Origin of the sequence: Streptomyces sp. NPDC029674, assembly GCF_044903205.1 — a bacterium.
Lineage (GTDB): Bacteria > Actinomycetota > Actinomycetes > Streptomycetales > Streptomycetaceae > Streptomyces.
In genome coordinates this window covers 632,610-649,404 of record NZ_JBJDPY010000002.1, presented here as the reverse complement: position 1 = coordinate 649,404, position 16,795 = coordinate 632,610, and the positions used below count along the sequence as shown (strand labels likewise).

13 protein-coding genes are annotated in these 16,795 nt (G+C 68.3%); 3 read left to right on the top strand and 10 right to left on the bottom strand.

Annotated features, from left to right (window positions below; translation table 11 throughout):
- Window positions 1-82: 82 nt before the first annotated feature.
- The 3 genes from ACI2L3_RS06875 to ACI2L3_RS06865 form a co-directional block, all read right to left on the bottom strand.
- Complete coding sequence (locus ACI2L3_RS06875) at window positions 83-1,282, bottom strand: ROK family protein (RefSeq protein ID WP_404751234.1); 1,200 nt, start codon at window positions 1,280-1,282, stop codon at window positions 83-85.
- A gap of 176 nt (window positions 1,283-1,458) precedes the next feature.
- Window positions 1,459-2,385 carry a DMT family transporter gene (locus ACI2L3_RS06870; RefSeq protein WP_404751233.1) on the bottom strand — a complete coding sequence of 309 codons (927 nt, stop codon included), beginning with the start codon at window positions 2,383-2,385 and terminating at the stop codon, window positions 1,459-1,461.
- Window positions 2,386-2,556: 171 nt separating this feature from the next.
- On the bottom strand, window positions 2,557-2,955 hold the full coding sequence (locus ACI2L3_RS06865; protein WP_404751232.1) for a VOC family protein: 399 nt from the start codon (window positions 2,953-2,955) through the stop codon (window positions 2,557-2,559).
- A 93-nt stretch (window positions 2,956-3,048) separates the two neighbouring features.
- Between ACI2L3_RS06865 and ACI2L3_RS06860 the strand changes: the two genes are divergently transcribed.
- A complete protein-coding gene (locus ACI2L3_RS06860; RefSeq protein ID WP_404751231.1) occupies window positions 3,049-4,038 on the top strand; it encodes a helix-turn-helix transcriptional regulator in 990 nt (329 codons plus the stop codon).
- A 42-nt stretch (window positions 4,039-4,080) separates the two neighbouring features.
- Here ACI2L3_RS06860 and ACI2L3_RS06855 read toward each other — a convergent pair whose 3' ends face one another.
- From ACI2L3_RS06855 to ACI2L3_RS06825, 7 genes are all read right to left on the bottom strand, one after another.
- On the bottom strand, window positions 4,081-4,962 hold the full coding sequence (locus ACI2L3_RS06855) for a carbohydrate ABC transporter permease (RefSeq protein WP_404751230.1): 882 nt from the start codon (window positions 4,960-4,962) through the stop codon (window positions 4,081-4,083).
- A complete protein-coding gene (locus ACI2L3_RS06850; protein ID WP_404751229.1) occupies window positions 4,962-5,909 on the bottom strand; it encodes a carbohydrate ABC transporter permease in 948 nt (315 codons plus the stop codon). Before ACI2L3_RS06850 ends, ACI2L3_RS06855 begins: the two co-directional genes overlap by 1 nt.
- A 51-nt stretch (window positions 5,910-5,960) precedes the next feature.
- The gene (locus ACI2L3_RS06845; protein WP_404751228.1) at window positions 5,961-7,223 is read right to left on the bottom strand and encodes an extracellular solute-binding protein; all 1,263 of its coding nucleotides are present in this window, start codon (window positions 7,221-7,223) and stop codon (window positions 5,961-5,963) included.
- A gap of 150 nt (window positions 7,224-7,373) precedes the next feature.
- A complete protein-coding gene (locus ACI2L3_RS06840; protein WP_404751227.1) occupies window positions 7,374-8,270 on the bottom strand; it encodes a carbohydrate ABC transporter permease in 897 nt (298 codons plus the stop codon).
- A 21-nt stretch (window positions 8,271-8,291) separates the two neighbouring features.
- Window positions 8,292-9,239, bottom strand: a complete 948-nt coding sequence (locus ACI2L3_RS06835; RefSeq protein ID WP_404751345.1) for a carbohydrate ABC transporter permease — start codon at window positions 9,237-9,239, stop codon at window positions 8,292-8,294.
- 86 nt (window positions 9,240-9,325) lie between these two features.
- Window positions 9,326-10,759 carry an N-acetylglucosamine/diacetylchitobiose ABC transporter substrate-binding protein gene (gene ngcE, locus ACI2L3_RS06830; RefSeq protein WP_404751226.1) on the bottom strand — a complete coding sequence of 478 codons (1,434 nt, stop codon included), beginning with the start codon at window positions 10,757-10,759 and terminating at the stop codon, window positions 9,326-9,328.
- 312 nt (window positions 10,760-11,071) lie between these two features.
- Window positions 11,072-12,046 (bottom strand): epimerase, encoded by a 975-nt coding sequence (locus ACI2L3_RS06825; protein ID WP_404751225.1) that lies wholly within the window; start codon window positions 12,044-12,046, stop codon window positions 11,072-11,074.
- 158 nt (window positions 12,047-12,204) lie between these two features.
- On the opposite strand from ACI2L3_RS06825, the gene ACI2L3_RS06820 reads away from it, so the two are divergent.
- The gene (locus ACI2L3_RS06820) at window positions 12,205-16,116 is read left to right on the top strand and encodes a GH92 family glycosyl hydrolase (protein WP_404751224.1); all 3,912 of its coding nucleotides are present in this window, start codon (window positions 12,205-12,207) and stop codon (window positions 16,114-16,116) included.
- 155 nt (window positions 16,117-16,271) lie between these two features.
- Complete coding sequence (panD, locus tag ACI2L3_RS06815; protein ID WP_404751223.1) at window positions 16,272-16,691, top strand: aspartate 1-decarboxylase; 420 nt, start codon at window positions 16,272-16,274, stop codon at window positions 16,689-16,691.
- Window positions 16,692-16,795: the final 104 nt, after the last annotated feature.

Here is a 16,795-nt window from a genome sequence, read left to right as displayed (position 1 = left end):
AGGTGGCTCGAAGTCAACTCGGCCGCCACACCAGCGTCAAGGAGTAAATCCTTAACGAGATGACAACGGTGCCATGCGTTATCTAAGTGAAGGCAGGTGCGCCCGCGGGCAGCGTTCCGTCCAAAAGGGTTGAATCGCCCATCTCGCTGAGCGCGAGGGCCAGCGCGCCGAGCACCTCGGCCCGGCCGCCGAGCGCCCCGGGCAGGACCGACAGCTGACGCGCGGCGCTCGGGATCGCGTACCGCCCGACCGACTCCCTGATGGGCCCGAGCACCAGCTCACCGGCCTCGGCGAGGTCGCCGCCGAGCACGACACGGGACGGGTTGAGGAGGTTGCAGAGGTTCGCGACGCCGCTGCCGATGTGCCTCCCGACGTCGGCGATCACGCGCCGGCAGCCGGGGTCGCCGTCGCGCGCGAGGCCGACCACCCGCTCCATGGTCAGGTCGGTGCCGTGGCTCGACTGGAGGAGCGGCAGGACATAACGGGCGGCGGTGAAGGTCTCCAGGCAGCCGCGGTTGCCGCAGCGGCAGACCGGGCCCGACTCGTCGAGCGTGATGTGCCCGATCTCGCCCGCGGTGCCGCCGGGCCCCCGGTAGATCCGCCCGCTGATCACGAGCCCGGCGCCCACACCGCTCGCGACCTTGATGTACGCGAGGTCCTTGACGCCACGGCCGCTCCCCCAGACCAGCTCGCCGAGCGCGCCGAGGTTGGCGTCGTTGTCGACGTGCACGGGGACGCCGAGGCGGTCCGCCAGCTCGTCGGCGGGCTTGGTGCCGGTCCAGCCCGGCAGGATCGACGTCGAGCCGAGGGTGCCGGACTCCACGTCGATGGGCCCCGGCACGCCGAGCCCGACCCCGGCGATCTTCTCGCGGTCCACGCCGGTGGCCGCGATCAGCCTGCTGACGAGCTGCTCCGCCCGGTCGAAGCCCTGCGCGGCGGACGCGTCCACGTCCAGCGGCTCGGACTCCTCGGCGAGCACCTGGTGGGCGAGGTTGCCGACCGCCACGCGCAGGTGCGTATGGCCGAAGTCGACGCCGATGACGATGCCCGCGTCACCGCTGAGCGAGACGCTGCGGGCCCGCCTGCCGCCCGCCGAGGTGGGCGTGACCTCGACCGTCCCGCCGTCCTTCAGCTCCCGCACGATGTTGGAGACCGTCGCGGCCGACAGGCCCGTCGTCCTCGCGATCTCCGCCTGCGTGAGCGATCCCGCGAGCCGCACGGCGCGTACGACCCGCTCGAGATTGGCCCGGTGCAGAGACGACTGCGACCCCGGAGTCTCCATTGACTCATCCACCCTTTGTCCTCTTTCGGGCGACCTGTGGTCCCCCGTGACGCCGGTCTCTGAATCGGGTACCGGGCCATGTACAAGTTGTGAACTCCAAACTCCGCTGAAGGAGCTGCCGCAGTCAAGTCGTTGACAGAAATCGGGAGTCGATGGAGATCAGGAGTCGGCGGAGATCAGGAGTCGGCGGACACCGGGTCCCGCGGCTTCCCGCGCATGCGCGACACCGCGACCCCGCAGAGGCAGAGCAGACCGCCGAGGAGCGCGAGCCAACCGGGCACCTCGCCGAGGAACAGCCACGACATGAGGATGACGAGCACCGGCACCGCGTACGTCGTCGTGCCCATCTTCCCCGCGGTGCTGTGGGAGATCGCGTAGGCCCACGTACTGAACGCGAGGGCGGTCGGGAAGACGCCGAGATACACCACCTGCAACGTCGCCGACGCCGGGGCCCGGCCCACCTCCGACACGAACTGCCCGACGAACGGCAGGCACGCCACCGCCCCGACGAGCGCGCCGAACGTGGTCACCTGCAGCGGTGTGGCGTGCTTCAGCGTCGGCTTCTGCAGCACCACGCCCACCGCGTACACCACCGCCGCGACCAGGCACAGCAGCACGCCGAGGAGCGAGGACCCGCCGTCGCCCGACGACGTGGCGAGCCCGACGACCACGGCTCCGGCGAACGAGACCGTCATACCGGCCATCAGCTTGGGCGGGAACCCCTCCTTGAGGAGCCAGCCGCCGAGGAGCGCCATCAGGATCGGCCCCACGTTGACGATCATCGAGGCCGTACCCGCGTCCACCTCCCGCTCGCCCCAGTTCAGCGCGACCATGTACGCGCCGAACCACAGGGCTCCCGAGGCGGCGATGCCGAGCCAGGCCTCCCGGGGCGGGAACCCCTCCCGCCGGACCAGCAGGATGGCGCCCAGCACGAGGGACGCCACGGCCAGCCGTCCGAAGGCGAGCGCGCCGGGTCCGAAGTGCTCGCCGGAGCTGCGGATCGAGATGAACGACGACGCCCACAGCACCACGGTGACGGAGGCGGCCGCGAGCACGCGACCGCCCACCCCCTTGTCCGGCGGCGCGGGATCACCACGCGTCACCGGTGCCGCCGCCGCTGGTATCGCTCCCGCTCGTGCTTCCGTCCGCCGGCTCATGGTCGCGTCCTCCTGGACATCACAGGGTCTGGGCCAGGACAAGATCACCACGCGGGGACCGCGGGATTCCACTTGGTTTCCTGCCGGGCGGAACGTTGTGAGCGGCTTTGCGTGGTGTCAGCGTGCGAACTTTTCGATGGCCGCCGGGGTGACGGGGGTGAAGAAGTTGACGAGGTTGCCGTCGGGGTCACGGAACAGCAGCGACCGGTTGCCCCAGGGCATCGTGGTGGGCTCGGTGACGAAGTCGGTGACGAAGCCGGTCAGGTTCTGGTGGACGCGGTCCACGTCGTCGACGAGGAACTCGGTGATCACGCTGTGGTTGGCCGCCGGGCGGGCAGAGCCCGGGGCGAACAGCGGGACGGTACGGGTGCCGGCGATCGCGAGGGTGGCGCCCCCGGTGCTGAGTTCGGCGAAGTCTTCGGTGAACCACGTCGCCCGTGCCCCTGTGGCTCGCTCATAGAACTCGACGAGGCGCGCCACGTCGCTGGTGATGATGCGGATCGAGACGAAGTCCATGGGGATCTCCTTGGCTGTGCTGGAGGCGTGCACTGCGCAGGCTAGGAGAAATAGCGGACAGAATCGGTCCTGTATTCGCACTAGGTTGTGCACATGCCCCGACCCACTGCCCGCGTGCTGACACTCCTGGAGCTGCTGCAGTCGGGCGGCACCCGGACCGTGGCCGAACTGGCCGACCGGCTCGGCGTGGAAGGGCGCACCGTGCGGCGGTATGTGGGCCAGTTGATCGACCTGGATGTGCCCGTGGAATCGGTGCGCGGCCGCTACGGCGGGTACCGGCTCGCTCCCGGGTACCGCCTGCCTCCGCTCATGCTCAGCGACGACGAGGCGCTGGCCGTGCTGCTCGGCCTGGTCGCCGGCCGCCGAGCAGGGCTGACGACGACGGAGCACACGGCGAGCGAGACGGCATCGGCGAAGATCCGGCGGGTGCTGCCCCGGCACATCGCCCGTCGGCTCGACACGCTTCTGGAGGCTCTCGCCTTCACGGACCAGCCCGGCGAGTTCGACACCCCGGACGCCGGGACCCTGCTCACCATCGCCGATGCGGTGCGCCACCGCCGGCCGGTCTCGATCCGCTACACCGACCGCGACGGACGGCGCAGCGAACGCACGCTGCACGCGTACGGGATCGTCGCCCATGCGGGCCGGTGGTACGTCACGGGCGAGGACACCCGGATCGGCGAGGACCGAACCTTCCGGCTCGATCGCATCGCGGACGCGCGGACCCTGCCCGGCTCGTTCGAAGCGCCCGCGGGTCCCGGTCCGGCACAGCGCGTGTTGTCGGCGTTCGCCACGGCCGAGTACCGGCATGAGGTGACCTTGCGGATCCACGGGACGGTCGAGCAGATCCGCGCCCGCCTTCCGGCCGGCGTCGCGAGCCTGGAGGAGTACGAGCCCGCGGCAGGCCAGGACCGGGCGACCGAGCGCTGGCTGCGCGTCGAGCTGCGGGCGGAGCGGCTCGACTGGCTGCCGCCAGTACTCGCCTCACTCGACCGGCCGTTCGTCGTCGAGCGTCCCGATGAACTGCGCGGCCTCGTCACCGCGCTCGCCGATCGCCTCGCGTCCTACGCCCGCCAAGCCTGATCGCGACCCTGACCTGCGTTTTCTGACTCCACGTAAGGACGCCTACTTCACCGACCCCGCTGTGAGGCCCGACACCACATGCCTCTCGATGAACGCGAACAGCACGATGACCGGCACGATCGCCACCACGGACGCGGCGAAGAGGTAGTTCCACTGCACCGTGTAGTTGCCGATGAAGTTGTTGATGCCGACCGTCAGGGGCTGTTTGTCCGGTTCGGTGGTCAGGGTGAGGCCCATGACGAACTCGTTCCAGGACGTGATGAAGGTGAAGATCACGGCCGTGACGACGCCCGGCAGGGCGAGCGGCAGCGTCACCCTGACCATGGCGCCGAAGCGGCTGGTGCCGTCGACCATGGCGGCCTCCTCCAGCTCCGGCGGGATGGAGCTGATGTAGGCCGTCAGGATCCACACGGCGAAGGCGAGGTTGAACGCCGCGTTGGTGAGGATCAGCGTCCAGACCGAGTTGAGCATGTCCAGCTGGTGGAACTGGCGGTAGAGGCCGACCAGGAGCGCCGTGGGCTGGAACATCTGGGTGACGAGGACGAGGAGCAGGAAGAGCTTGCGGCCTCGGTAGCGCATGCGGGCCGTGTAGTAGGCGGCGGGGAGGGAGACGAGGAGGACCAGCAGCGTCGCGCCGCCCGCGACGAGCAGGGTGACCTGGAGGTTCTGGCCGAGCTCGGACTCCTTCCACACGTCGATGAAGTTGGCCCACTCCAGGTTCTGGGGCAGGTAAGTGCGGTCCCGGAGCTCCTCCTTGGGGCGGAGCGCGGTGACGATCATCTCCAGGTAGGGCGCGAGGAAGATCGCGGCCAGGAGCCACGCGCAGGCCGTGATGACCAGGGTGCGGGGCCGGAAGGCGCGCCTGCGCTTCCTGGGCCCGCCGTCCTTCCGGGGCGCGGGGCGGGTCGCCGTCGCGGTGGCCATCAGTCCTCCTCGTTCCACCGGCTGACCTTCAGGAAGATCAGCACGAGCACCACGACCATCAGGAAGTTGACGACCGACATGGCCGCGGACTCGCCGATGTCGGTCTCCTTCAGCTTGTACATGAACACCATCGACGTGGAGGTGTCGTAGCCCGGACCGCCCTGGGTCATGGCCCAGATGATCGGGAAGGAGTTGAAGACGTTGATGAGGTTGATGACGACGCCGACGAGGAAGGCGGGCCGCAGCATCGGGAGCGTGATGTGGCGGTACGTCTGCCAGGTGCCCGCCCCGTCGATGCGCGACGCCTCGTAGACGTCCCGCGGGATGGTCTGCAGGCCGGCCAGGAGCGTGTACGTGGTGAAGGGGAGGGAGACGAAGACGGCGACGGCCATCATCCACGGCCAGGCGGTCTCCGGCTTGCCCAGCCAGTCCTTGGAGCTGTCGATCAGGCCGAGGTCGAGCATCAGCGTGTTGAGCACGCCGGCGGTCTGGTTGAGCATCCACTTGAAGCCGATGGCGGTCATCAGGACGGAGGCCGCCCAGGGGGCGATGAGCGCCCAGCGGGTGATGCGGCGGCCCGGGAACTTCTGGTTGAAGAGCTGGGCCAGGGCGAGTGACAGCAGCATCGTCACGGTGACGACGACGATCGTCCAGATCACGGTCCAGGTCAGGACGGCGCCGAAGTCGCTCTCCTCGAAGAGCTTCTTGAACTTGTCGGTCCCGGCGCTGCCGCGCACCTTGCCGGAGATGGAGATGTTGAGGAACGAGGTGCGGATCAGCTCGACGACGGGCCAGACGACGACGGCGAGGATCAGCAGGATGACGGGCGCTATCCAGGGCAGCGGACCGAGCCGGGCCAGGCCGCCGCGGCGGCTCACCGGCCTGGGTGCGCGCCCGCCCCGTCCCCGGCCGGGCCCGGCCGGGGACGGAGGGGCCTTCAGCGACACAAGGACTCCTTGCGGACGTGACGGAGGTGGCGAAGGGTGCCTGACTGAGTGCTACTTGGCGTCGGCCGCCGCCGACTCCGCCTTCTTCTGGAGGTCGCCGAGGACCTGCTTCGGGTCGTCGGAGACGGCCTTGCCGCCGGTCTTCTTCATCTCGGCGGAGACGAGGTCCCAGGAGGTGTCGCCGAGGGGGTAGAACTTGGCGTTCGGCAGCACCTCGAAGAAGGGCTCCAGGTCCTTGTGCTTGCCGTTGGTCTGCATCTCCTTGAGCGCGTCCTGGGTGACGGGCATCAGGTTGTACATCTCGTCGAACGCCAGCATCTTCTTGGAGTACGTGAAGTCCAGGAACTTCTTCACGCCCTCCTTCTCGGCGCCGCCGTCCTTGAACGCCATCATCCAGTCGGCCACGCCGAGGGTGCTCTCCAGCGGGCCCTCCTTGCCGGGGATGGGCGTGACGCCGTAGTCGACCTTGCCCTCCTTGGCCATCTGGATGAGGCTCGGGTGGCCGTTGAGCATGCCGACCTTGCCGGCCGCGAAGTCCGCGAAGGCCGTCTTGCGGTCGGTGGAGGCGGGGTTGGCGTAGGTGAGGCCGGGCTTGACCAGGTTGGTCTTGAGCCACTCGAAGGTCTCGACGTTCTGCGGGCTGTCGATGGTGTACTTGCCGTCCGCGTCGGTGTATCCGCCGCCGTTGCCGAGCTCCCACATCATCGTCTCGCCCTGGGTCTCCTCGGGGCCGAGGGGCAGCGCGTAGGGGGTCTCGGCGGCCTTCTTCGCCTTGATCTTCTTTGCGGCGTCGGCGAGTTCGGCCCAGGTCTTCGGCGGGGACTTGATGCCGGCCTTCTTGAAGACGGACTTGTTGTAGAACATGACGCGGGCGGAGGAGACCCACGGGATGCCGTACTGGGTGCCGTCGACCTCGCCGGCCTTGGCGAAGGAGGGGATGAGGTTGTCGCGCGTCTTGGCGGACATCACCTCGTCCGCCTTGTAGAGCAGGTCGTCGGCGACCTTGTCGGCGTAGCCGCCGGTCTGCAGGAGGTCGGGCTCGTTGCCCGCCTGGATCATGTTCTTGACGGTTTTGTCGATCTCGTTCCAGTTGATGACCTGGACCTCGACCTTGTAGCCCTTGTTGGCCGCCTCGAATTCCTTCTTGACCTCGGCCCAGTACACCTTGGAGGCGTTGGAGGCCTTGTCGCCGTAGTCGGCGGCGACGAGCTTGATGGTCTTGCCGTCGCCGCTGTCGCTGTCGCCGCCGCAGGCGGTGAGTGACAGCGCCATGGCGAGTGTTGCCGCACCGGTGGCGACTATTCGGTTCCTCATGCTGTTTTCAACCCTTCGACATCGGTGTCGACTCGAGCGCTTCCAGTCGCCCCCCGCGGCGCCGTGGCGCCGACACTACTCACGGCCCGATTCGCCCATACAGGCCTAGACCACTTTCGTGGCCAAGCTGAAATCACCTTCCCCACCAGGTCACTTGAGCGCTCCCGCCGTCAGACCGGCCTGTACCTGTCGCTGGAAGACGGCGTAGACGACGAGCACCGGGAGCATGGCGATGGTGAGCCCGGCGAAGAGCGCTCCCCAGTCGCCCCGGTAGCCCTGCGAGACGGCCAGCGAGGCGAGCCCCTGCGGCAGCACGTAGCTCTTCTCGTCCTCGTTGTTGAGCAGCAGCGGCAGCAGGTACTGGTTCCACTGGCCGAGGAAGTTGAAGATGCCGATGCTGACCAGGCCGGGCTTGGCCATCGGCAGCATGATCTGGAAGAAGGTGCGGGTGTGCGAGGCCCCGTCGACCATCGCCGCCTCCTGCACGCCGGTCGGCAGCGTGCGGAAGAAGGAGGTCAGGAAGAAGGTGGTGAAGGGCAGTGAGTACGCGATGTAGGCGATCATCAGGCCGGGCCGGGTGTCGAGGAGACCGAAGTTCTCCATCACCGCGAAGAGCGGCACCAGGGCGAGGATGACCGGGAACATCATGCCGCCCGCGAACAGCATGAAGACCACGCGGTTGCCGGGGAAGGTGAAGCGGGCGATGACGTAGGCCGCCATCGAACCCAGCAGCATCGTCCCGGTCAGCGAACCGGCCAGGATGATCAGCGAGTTGAGGGTGTACTGACCAATGTTGGCCTTGCTCCACGCGTTGCTGAAGTTCTCCCAGTGGAAGGAGGCCGGCCAGCCCATCGGGTCGCTGAGGATCTCGGCCGAGGGGCGGAACGCGGTGAGGGCGACCCAGATCAGGGGCCCGGCGGCGAGGATCACCCACAGGACGAGGAACGCGTGCGAGAAGACGTTGAGGGTGGTGCCGCCCGTCTCCTTCTCGCGGCGGGGCGCGGCGGCGGTCTCCGGCTGCGGGGCGGTGGTGGTCGTGGTGGTCATGATGCAGCGGCTCCCGCGGTCTCAGTATTCGATCCGGTCGCGGTTCCCGACCCGCATGACGATCAGGGAGAACGCCATGCTGAGGACGAGGAGGACCACGCCGATGGAGGTGGCGTAGCCGTACTGGCCGTCCCGGAACCGTTCGTAGAGGAAGACCGGGGTCACCTTCAGGACGTGCGGCGGCACCATGACCAGGCAGATGGCGAAGGTGTCGAGCGCCTGGATGCCCATGTAGATCCAGCCGGTGCGCACCGTGTCCCAGATCAGCGGGAGCGTGACGTTGAAGAAGGTGCGGGCGCGGCCCGCGCCGTCGAGCAGCGCGGCCTCGTAGATCTCCTTGGGAATGGCCCCCATCGCCGCCGAGAACAGCACCACGTAGAAGCCGATGAAGCTCCAGCTGATGACGGTGAGCAGGGCGAACATGGCCAGGGTCTGGTCGCCGCCCAGCCAGGCGGGTCCGTCGACACCCACCTTGTCGAGGCCGCCATTGATGAGGCCGCTGTTGGTGTTGAAGACGCGGCCCCACACCACGGCGATGATGGCGACGGACAGGACCTGCGGGAAGAAGTAGACGACCTTGTAGACCGAGGAGCCGGCGACGCCCGCGATGGCCTGTCCTCTGCGGTGCCGGCCGCCCGAGGTGATCATGAAGGCGAAGAACATGCCGAGGACGAGGGTGACGGCCGGGGCGAGGATCAGCAGGAGGGTGCTGACCTGCAAGGAGTCCCAGAACCGGTCGTCGTTCCACATCTTCTCGTAGTTGTCGAACCCGACGAAGTTCGCGACCGGACCGCCGGACCAGTCGGTGAACGAGTAGTAGATCGCCTGCAGGAAGGGTGAGATGACGAAGAGCGCGTAGAACGCCAGCGGCACGGCCAGGAAGCCCACGATGAAGCGGTACTTGTCGAGCGTGCGGTAGCGCCGGTCGTAGCGGACGCGCCGGGGGGTGAAGCGGGGCGGCAGCAGCATCGAGACGCCGAGCAGCAGCCCGTTGGCCGGACGGGGCGGAGCCGTGGGCTCCGCCCGCTTCTTCCTCGTGCCGGTCTTCACGCCGCTCAGGCCTTCTTGACCTTGGTGATGTCGGGGTCCTTCAGGATCCGCTCGGAGGCCTTCTCCATGGTGTCCATCGCCTGCTTGGCCCCGATCTGGCCCTGCATGAACTTGTGGATCATGTTGTTGAAGTCCTCGCGGAACAGTTCGTTGTACCAGTCCATGAACTGCGGGATGACGATGTTCTCGCCGGCCGCCTTGATCGCGGCCTGTGCGCTCGCCGTGCCCGAGGGCAGCTTCTGGCCGTCGATGGCGCCCTTCACGACCGGCATCGAGCCGATCTCCTTGAAGAGGTTGAGCGCGGCCTCCTTGCTGTACATCATCCGCAGCCACTCCAGGCCGCCCTGCCGGTTCTTGGCCTTGGCGGGCACGATGAAGGGTTCACCCGCGGGGGCGTAGAGCGTGCCGAACGGCAGCTTGTCGCCGGAGTCCAGCGACGGGGTGGCGCCCACCGTCATCGCGAAGTCCTTCGGCGTGGTGTCCTTCGCCTCGTTCTCCACCCATGAACCGTTGGGCACGAAGAGGCACTTGCCCTCCTTCGTCCACGCGGTCTGCATCTCGGTGTGCGCCTCGGTGCCGTCGAAGCCGGTGAGCACGTACTTCTTGGCGACGAGCTCCTCCCAGGCCTCGAAGACGTCCTTGACCGCGTCGTGCTTCCAGGCGCCCGGCTCCAGGTAGTCCATGGCGGTGGTGACCTCGCGGCCGCCGCGCTGGGCGAACATCGCGTACATGCTGAAGAACATGTAGCGGGGGTGGCCGCCCGGGTAGCTCCAGCCGTGGATGTCCTTGGCCTTGGCCTTCTTGCAGACGGCGAGCATCTCGTCCCAGGTCTTGGGGTACGAGGAGTCGAGCCCGTCCTCCAGCAGCTTCTTCGAGTACCAGTTCCCGTACACCGTCAGCGCGATGTTGAGCGTGTAGCACTCGCTGCCGCCGAAGCGGCCCATCTGCTCGACGACCGGTACGAGGGTTTCGCGCACGGTGACGTTCGGGTCGTCCCACGAGGGCGCGTCGAGGACCTCGCTGAGGTCGGCGACCTGCTTGTTGTGGACGAGCTTGCCGGGGTTCATCTGGTCGGCGCCGGAGTTGTTGACGACGTCCGCCGTGGGCTTGCCGCGGACGATCTTCGGCTGGACCTGGGTGGCGATCTTCTCGGTGGGCTTCTGGTCCGGGTCGGACTTCGGGTACTTCTTGGCGTACATGTCCGTGACGAACTGGGCGTACTTGTCGCCGTATCCACCGTTGAAGATGTAGACCGTGAGCCCCGCGTCCTCCTTCACGCCGAGCGGGTTCTTCTTGCTCTTCTCGCCCTTTTCGGCCTTGTTCCCCTCGCCGCCCCCGCTGGCACAGGAGCTGAGCGCCCCCACGGCCGGCACGGCGAGCAGACCGGCGGCCGCGGCCCTCTTCATGACATCACGACGGTTGACGCTGGTGGATCCCATGCTCAAGTCCTCGCCTTCTCCAGGACTCAGGCGGTGAACCGGACCCTCCCCGGCACCGCGGTGGTGTGAAGCTGGGGTCGTGCGCCGGGTTCCCCCACCGGCCAGGGCAGTTGACGTCGGACGCGACAGGTATAGTCCACTCGCCGCCGGGTGGGCAAGATCGAATACGACTTTGCCCGACAGCCTTGTCCGAGTTGAGACCTGCGACGATCCCCGGTCGAACCTCTCGCACATCACCGCCCGAAACCGTGGACTTTCGCTCCGGTTTCCATGGACTTTCCCTCGGACCACCCGACTGGCCGGGCAGGTGGGTCAGGAACGTGCCGCCGTCCGCCGTGAGCGGGACCGCTCACGGCGCACCCGCCCCACGAGGTCGGCCGCCGCGAGCGGCCAGGCACCGTGGTCGAAGGTGAACCCGGCCTCCGTCAGCCGCCCGGGCACCACCCGCCGGCTCTTCAGGAGGAGTTCCGGGTCCGAGCGCAGCGCGAAGGCGCCGATCCCGGCCATCCAGCGCGTCGCGGGCAGCCCGACCGGCATGCCCCAGGCGCCGCGCAGCACGCGCATGAGCTCCCGCTGCGGCCGCGGGTCGGGCGCCGCGAGGTTGACCGCCCCGGTGATGTCGTCCCGGTCGATCAGGAACTCCACGGCGCGCACGAAGTCACGGTCGTGGATCCAGGACACGTACTGGGCGCCGCCCGCGACCGGCCCGCCGAGGCCGAGTCGCGCCAGCCACAGCAGATAGTCGAAGACGCCGCCGCGGTCCGGGCTCATCACCATCGCCGACCGCAGGGCCACCTTGCGCGTCCGTGGCGTCGCGGCCCGCTCCTGCTCCCGCTCCCAGTTCCGCGCGATCTCGACGCTGTAGGCCCAGTAGCCGGGGACGTCGGGCTCGTCCCCGCCGATCGCACCGGTGGCCTCGTCGTTCGGCGCGTCGAAACGGTGGGCGTAGATGGTGGCGGTGCTCATCTGGAGCCAGACCCGCGGCGGCTTCCGGGCGCCGGCGACCGCCTCGCCCACCACACGCGCGGAGTCCACCCGCGAGTCCATCATGGCGCGGAGGTTCTCGTCGGTGTAGCGGCAACTGACGCTGCGGCCCGCGAGATTGATCACGACGTCGCTGCCGTCGACCTCCTCCGCCCAAGGGCCGAGCGTTCGGCCGTCCCACCGGACGTCGCCGTCCCGCGCCGGGCGCCGGGTCAGGACCACGACCTCGTGTCCGGCAGCGGTCAGCGCCCTCCGCAGCACGCCGCCCACCTGGCCGGTCCCTCCCGGCAGCACGATCTTCACTGGCCCTCCCCTGACGTCGGCGTCGCACGGCGAGCGTACGACGGGCCCGTATCCGCTGCCCCGTCAGCAGCCTTGACACCACTCGTCACTTGCCGCCCTACTAGAGCTTGCGCAGTGATGGTGACAACGTTGTCCAGCACGCTAGGAGGGGCTCGGGGATGCCGTACTCGGCAGGCGAGACCGCACGCAACACCGCACGCAGATCCCGATACAGACACCGTCGTCCAGCGGCCGCCGTCGGCGCGTCGGCCCTGGCTCTCGCGCTCGTCGCCGCCGCTCAGGGCGCCGCCGTCGCCGAGCCCGAGCGGCCGCCCCGCACGGAGCGGGAGTTCGCCTCGTCGTTCGAGGCGGGCGAGGCCCTGCCGGACTGGCTGAGCACCGTCGAGACGGGCCCCGACGGCAGGAAGAAGGCGTCCGGTGTGAACGGGGAGTTCAGTTCCGGGCTTCCCGGGAGTGTGAACGACCACGTCACCGAGGCGCGGGCGAGCGGTGAGAACGCCGGGGCCGGTGAGGTCGCGGCGAACCTCGTCGACGGCGAGGCGACCAGCAAGTGGCTGACGTTCGCGAAGGACGGCTGGGTCGAGTTCGAACTGGACCGGCCCGCCAAGGTGGTGACGTACGCGCTCACCTCCGCCAACGACCACGCCCCCCGCGACCCGAAGGACTGGACGCTCAAGGGTTCGACGGACGGCAAGGACTGGAAGGTCCTCGACGAGCGCAAGGGCGAGACCTTCGACGGCCGCCACAAGACGAAGAAGTACGACTTCGGGAACACGGAGGCGTACGCGCACTACCGCCTCGACGTCACCGCGAACAACGGCGCCTCCGATGCCCTGCAACTCGCCGACCTCCAGCTGTCGGTGGGCGGCACGGACGCCCCCGCGCCCGAGGACATGCTGAGCCTGGTGGACCGCGGGCCCAGCGGCTCCCCCACCGCCAAGTCCCGCGCCGGGTTCACGGGGAAGCACGCGCTGCGTTACGCGGGCAGCCACAAGGCGGACGGGCGCGGTTACTCGTACAACAAGGTCTTCGACGTCAATGTGAAGGTCGGGAGGAACACCGAGCTCGGGTATCGCGTCTTTCCCTCGATGGCGGAGGGCGACCTCGACTACGCCGCCACGAACGTCTCCGTGGACCTCGCCTTCACCGACGGCACGTACCTCAGCGATCTGAAGGCCGTCGACCAGCACGGTTTCCCGCTGACTCCGCAGGGCCAGGGCGCGTCCAAGGTGCTCTACGTGAACCAGTGGAACAACGTCGACGCGCGCATAGGGCAGGTCGCCCGCGGCAAGACGGTCGACCGGATCCTGCTGGCGTACGACTCCCCCAAGGGCCCCGCGAAGTTCCGCGGGTGGCTCGATGACGTGTCCCTGAAGGAGAAGGCCCCGGCGAAGCCGAAGGCGCATCCCTCCGACTACGCCGACACGACGCGCGGCACCAATTCCAGCGGCGGCTTCTCGCGCGGCAACAACTTCCCGGCCACCGCGGTCCCGCACGGCTTCAACTTCTGGACGCCGGTGACCAACGCGGGCTCATTGAGCTGGCTGTACGACTACGCGCGCGGCAACAACGACGACAATCTGCCCACCATCCAGGCGTTCAGCGCGAGCCACGAGCCGAGCCCGTGGATGGGCGACCGGCAGACGTTCCAGCTGATGCCGTCCGTCGACAAGGACACCCCGAGCGCGTCCCGCACCAAGCGGGCACTGCCTTTCAGGCACGAGAAGGAGACGGCGCGCCCGCACCACTACGGCGTGACGTTCGAGAACGGTCTGAAGGCCGAGATGGCGCCGACCGACCACGCGGCGATGATGCGGTTCACCTATCCCGGTGACGACGCCAGCGTGATCTTCGACAACGTGTCGGAGAAGGGTGGGCTGACCCTCGACAAGGAGAAGGGGATCGTCTCCGGCTTCTCCGACGTCAAGTCCGGCCTGTCCACGGGTGCCACGCGCCTCTTCGTGTACGGCGTCTTCGACTCCCCCGCCACCGCGGGCGGCAAGCTGGAGGGCGGCGGTGGCGGTGATGTGACGGGCTACCTGCGCTTCGCGGCCGGCAAGGACCGCACGGTCAACCTGCGGCTCGCCACCTCACTCATCAGCCTGGACCAGGCGAAGGCCAACCTCGCCCAGGAGATCCCGGCCGGCACCTCCTTCGACCGCGTCAAGAACCGCGCCCAGAAGCAGTGGGACGACATCCTCGGCAAGGTGGAGGTCGAGGGCGCGAGCGAGGGGCAGCGCACGACCCTCTACTCCTCCCTCTACCGCCTGTACCTCTACCCCAACTCCGGGTTCGAGAAGGTGCGTTCGGCGGACGGCAAGTCGACGTACAAGTACGCCTCGCCCTTCTCGCCGCAGACCGGCCCCGACACCCCGACCCACACGGGCGCGAAGATCGTCGAGGGCAAGCCGTACGTCAACAACGGCTTCTGGGACACGTACCGCACGACGTGGCCGGCCTACTCGCTGCTCACTCCGAAGAAGGCGGGTGAGCTGGTCGACGGCTTCGTGCAGCAGTACAAGGACGGCGGCTGGACGTCGCGCTGGTCCTCGCCCGGCTACGCGGACCTGATGACGGGCACGTCGTCGGACGTCGCGTTCGCCGACGCGTACGTGAAGGGCGTGAAGTTCGACGCCGAGGCCGCGTACGACGCGGCGCTGAAGAACGCGACGGTGGTGCCGCCGAGTTCGGGCGTCGGCCGCAAGGGCATGAAGACGTCGCCGTTCCTCGGCTACACCAGCAGCGAGACGCACGAGGGCCTCTCGTGGGCGCTCGAGGGTTACCTCAACGACTACGGCATCTCCCGCATGGGCGCGGCCCTCTACAAGAAGACGGGTGAGAAGCGCTACAAGGACGAGTCCGAGTACTTCCTCAACCGCGCCCGCGACTACGTGAACCTCTTCGACGACAAGGCGGCCGGCGCGGGCACGCCGCCCGGCTTCTTCCAGGGCAAGGACGCGAAGGGCGTTTGGCGGGTGCCCTCGGAGAAGTTCGACCCGCGCGTGTGGGGCCACGACTACACGGAGACCAACGCCTGGGGGTACGCCTTCACCGCCCCGCAGGACTCGCGCGGCCTGGCGAACCTGTACGGCGGCCGGTCCGGCCTCGGCAAGAAGCTGGACACGTACTTCGCGACCCCCGAGACCGGCTCCGCCGAGTTCGCGGGCTCCTACGGAGGCGTCATCCACGAGATGACCGAGGCACGCGACGTACGCATGGGCATGTACGGCCACTCCAACCAGGTCGCCCACCACGCCGCGTACATGTACGACGCGGCCGGGCAGCCGTGGAAGACGCAGGAGAAGGTCCGCGAGGTCCTGCGCCGCCTCTACACCGGCAGCGAGATAGGGCAGGGTTACCACGGCGACGAGGACAACGGCGAGCAGTCGGCCTGGTACGTCTTCTCCTCGCTCGGCTTCTATCCGCTGGTCATGGGCAGCGGTGAGTACGCCATCGGGTCACCGCAGTTCACGAAGATGACCGTGCACCTCGACAACGGCCGCGACCTCGTCGTCAAGGCGCCGAAGAACAGCGCGAAGAACGTGTACGTGCAGGGGCTCAAGGTCAACGGCAAGGCCTGGAAGTCGACCGCGCTCCCCCACGACATCGTCGCGCGCGGCGGGGTCCTCGAATTCGACATGGGCCCGAAGCCGTCGGCGTGGGGCAGCGGCAAGAACGCCCAGCCCGTGTCGATCACGCAGGACGACAAGGTGCCGTCGCCGAGGAAGGACACCCTCAAGGGCGGGGGCGCACTCTTCGACGACACGTCGGCCACGGACGCCACGTCGGCCGCGGGCTCGGCGATCGAACTGCCGGTGGTGAAGGGGACGAAGGCGGTCCAGTACACGCTGACGTCGTCCGCCGACCGGGCGAAGGCGCCGCGTGGTTGGGTCCTCCAGGGTTCGAAGGACGGCGCGACCTGGAAGCAGTTGGACAAGCGGTCCGGACAGTCCTTCGCCTGGGACCAGCAGACCCGCGTCTTCACGGTCGCCCGCCCGGGCCCGTACGACCACTACCGGCTGGTGCCGGACGGCTCCGCGACGCTGGCGGAGGTGGAACTGCTCGGCTGATCAGCGACTGCCGTCCGCGCCCCCAACCCCCCTGGTCTGCAAAGGGGTTGGGGGCGCACGGCGTTTGCTTCGAGTACTACTGGCTTGCGCTCTGCCTGCGCCGGCGGGGGCCCGCGAAAATGGTCGGTGCCCCCGGTCCGAACCGAAGGAGCGCGATGTTCCGCACCATGCTGAAGTCCAAAATCCATCGGGCCTGTGTCACGCAGGCGGACCTGCACTATGTGGGTTCGTTGGCGTTGTCCCGGGATCTCATGGAGGCCGCCGACCTACTCCCGGGGGAACGTGTCGATATCGCCAACCTCAGCAACGGCAGCCGCATGTCGACGTACCTCATCGAGGCGCCGGCCGGATCCGGGGTGGTGGGGGTCAATGGCGCCAGTGCCAGGATCATTGCCGTGGGCGACCTCGTCATCATCCTCGGCTACGGCATGTACTCGATGGACGAGGTCAGCCGGCTCCGGCCTCGCGTGGTTCATGTCGACGGCCGGAATCGAATCGTCGGCCGGAGTGCGGACGCCGCCGAACCGGTTCCCGGATCGGACACGGTGAGTGGGGCCGAGGTTCATGTGGATTGAACCCCGCACCAGGTCCGGACGGCGGAGTACACCGGCGTGACGTTTGTCGTTTTAAGCGCCGGTCGCGTTATTGCGCCCGGGAGAGGGCAGTTCCCGAGAGGTCG